Annotated in this window: 2 protein-coding genes, 1 tRNA gene and 1 pseudogene; 3 read left to right on the forward strand and 1 reads right to left on the reverse strand. The window is 38.9% G+C overall.

What is annotated here, in order from left to right; genetic code table 11:
* Positions 1-44: 44 nt before the first annotated feature.
* Positions 45-121 (reverse strand) — tRNA-His (locus tag ACR2F7_RS17830).
* 307 nt (positions 122-428) lie between these two features.
* Between ACR2F7_RS17830 and ACR2F7_RS17835 the strand changes: the two genes are divergently transcribed.
* The 3 genes and pseudogenes from ACR2F7_RS17835 to ACR2F7_RS17845 form a co-directional block, all read left to right on the forward strand.
* Complete coding sequence (locus ACR2F7_RS17835; RefSeq protein WP_432714889.1) at positions 429-992, forward strand: UbiX family flavin prenyltransferase; 564 nt, start codon at positions 429-431, stop codon at positions 990-992.
* Between the two features lie 234 nt (positions 993-1,226).
* Positions 1,227-2,546, forward strand: a complete 1,320-nt coding sequence (mtaB, locus tag ACR2F7_RS17840; protein WP_432714890.1) for a tRNA (N(6)-L-threonylcarbamoyladenosine(37)-C(2))-methylthiotransferase MtaB — start codon at positions 1,227-1,229, stop codon at positions 2,544-2,546.
* Positions 2,547-2,577: 31 nt separating this feature from the next.
* A pseudogene (locus ACR2F7_RS17845) lies at positions 2,578-3,046 on the forward strand (diacylglyceryl transferase); the annotation flags it as partial.

Here is a 3,046-nt window from a genome sequence, read left to right on the forward strand (position 1 = left end):
CTAAACAAAAAAAGCAGTTCTTTTCAGAACTGCTTTCAAAAACTTGGGGTGGAATATGGGGCTCGAACCCACGACCCTCGGTACCACAAACCGATGCTCTAACCAACTGAGCTAAAACCACCATGTTTTTCAGTTTGACAAAAGTACAAACTTTTTGAGAACATTCAAATTTATTTGAAGATTTCTGCAAGAAAATCCCTAATTAATTAGCTTTCAGGCAGATTAGTTTTTCATTTTATTTTTATTTCCTCAAATTTCCTTAAACACTATACCCTATTAAAAAAGACACGATTAACTTTCATTATTAAGAAAAGATAATTACATTTGAACTTACCCTTTAGAGGGTATGTTTTTCATAGGTAGATGTAGGGTCGGGTACTTGTACCCGGCCCTTTTTTTATGCTAAAGATTGTATCTTTATGCCATCTATGCAGAAGAAGAAAATTATTGTTGCCGTAACAGGTGCCAGCGGTTCCATTTATGCCAAACTTTTATTGGATAATTTAAAACTGTTATCCGCTCAGGTAGAGCGCGTTGGAGTAGTCATGTCAGACAATGCCAAAGAGGTGTGGCGCTTTGAGCTCGGCAACCAGGCTTATGACGATTATCCTTTCGACTTTTACCAAAAGATGGATTTCCATGCCCCCTTTGCTTCCGGTTCTGCAAAATACGATACCATGATTATTGTTCCCTGCTCCATGGGCACCTTGGGTAGAATTGCCCATGGCATCTCCAACGACTTAATTTCCCGTGCAGCAGATGTGATATTGAAAGAGCGCAGAAAATTAATAGCCGTAGCACGCGACACGCCTTTCAGTTTAATCCATATCAATAATATGAAGGCTGTTACCGAAGCCGGTGGTATTATTTGTCCGGCTAACCCTTCCTTTTATAGCTTACCGAAAACCATAGAAGAGGTAGCGCAGACGGTAGTAAGCAGGGTAATAGACCTTGCTGGTCTGGAGCAGGAAAGCTATCGCTGGAGTGAGTAATTTTATATAAAGTTTACAATACGCAACAGCTAAGCAAAGTGATAAGCCATCCAAAACAGTATCTTTGCAAATTATAGTGAATTAAGCAAACCATCAGGATCAAACTATATATAATATGCTCCTCCTGGTTTCATCACTCATAAAGAAATAACATACCAATGAAACCATAAGGAGTAAGCAATAACAAATAAGCTACTTCCTGGCTTCGTTACCGTTAAAAAACAAACAATACGAATGAAAAAAGTTGCTTTTTATACCCTGGGTTGCAAGTTGAATTTTTCTGAAACTTCAACCATCGGTCGTTTATTTACCGATGCTGGTTATGCTGTAGTTGATTTTACTGCTGGTGCTGATGTATATGTCATCAACACTTGTTCAGTAACTGAGCACGCCGATAAAAAATGCCGAAAGGTGGTAAAAGAAGCCTTAAAATATTCACCAGATGCCTATGTAACTATTGTAGGTTGTTATGCACAGCTTAAGCCTACAGAAATTGCAGAAATTGAAGGTGTAGACATGGTATTGGGTGCTGCAGAGAAATTCAGAATTGTAGAATTTATCACAGACCTTACCAAACAGCCTAAAGCTATCGTTCACCAACAAAATATTGAGAAGGTAAACCATAACTTCATTGCTGCCTATTCTATTGGCGACCGTACCCGTACTTTTTTGAAAGTTCAGGACGGATGTGATTACCCATGCACCTATTGTACTATCCCTTTGGCACGTGGTGGCAGCAGAAGTGATACCATAGAAAATGTAGTTAACCGCGCACAGCAAATTGCCGAAAGCGGTGTTAAAGAAATTGTACTTACCGGGGTTAATTTAGGTGATTTCGGTATTCGCGATGGTCAGCGGGAAGATAAATTCTTCGACCTGGTGAAAGCATTAGACGAAGTAGAAGGCATTGAAAGAATCAGGATCTCTTCTATTGAGCCTAATTTGCTCAGTAATGAAATCATTACTTTCGTGGCTTCCTCAAAAAGATTTGTTCCTCATTTCCATATCCCATTGCAATCAGGTTCTAATAAAATATTAGGACTGATGAAAAGACGTTACCAACGCGAACTGTATACAGAACGTGTGGCCACCATTAAAGCATTGATTCCTAACTGTTGTATTGGTGTAGATGTTATTGTGGGTTTCCCCGGCGAAACGCATGAAGATTTCCTGGAAACCTACCAGTTTTTAAATGAACTGGATATCTCTTATCTCCACGTATTTACTTATTCTGAACGCGAACAGACTGCAGCAGCAGATATGCCGGGCAGTGTAACGGGTAGCACACGTGCCGATCGTAATAAAATGTTACACATCTTATCTGAGAAGAAAAGAAGAGCTTTTTATGAAAGTCAGCTAGGTACCGTAGGAGAGGTTTTATTTGAAGATGATCATAAAAGTGGCTTTATGCATGGTTTTACGAAGAACTATGTTAAAGTAAGGGCTAAATATGATCCGGTGATGGTCAATGAAATTAAAGCTGTAAACCTGGTGGCTATAACGGCCGAGGGTGAGGTAGAAGTTACAGAATGCGACCAAGTATTAGCACATTAATCCTATATTCGCATAAAAACCTTTTTTAAGTATGTTTCCTACTGTATCTCATTTTATTGAATATCTTTTTGGTGTCCAGATTCCTTTGCCCTTTAATACCTTCGGTGTATTTGTAGCCTTGGCTTTTGTTGCCGGTTATTGGGCTTTTACAAAAGAGCTACAGCGCAAAGAAGCATTAGGGTTAATTCATCCTGTTAAAAGTACAGTTGTAATTGGCAAGCCTGCAACTACAGCAGAGCTGATTTATAATGGCTTATTTGGCTTCCTGATCGGTTATAAACTTGTTTACGCCTTAATTAATTACCAGCTTTTTGTAAGTGATGCACAAACTGTATTGCTTTCTACAAAAGGTAATATTTTGGGTGGTTTGTTTTTCGCAGGTTTATTTGCTTATTGGGATCATAAAGAAAAAGGCAGACATCAGCTTGCTCAACCAAAAACAGTTACAGTAACTACACATCCTTATCAATTGATGGGACATTTAATTGTCTGGGCTGCAG

The sequence above is a fragment of the Pedobacter sp. genome, from assembly GCF_045628745.1.
In the GTDB taxonomy this organism is placed as follows: Bacteria; Bacteroidota; Bacteroidia; order Sphingobacteriales; family Sphingobacteriaceae; genus Pedobacter.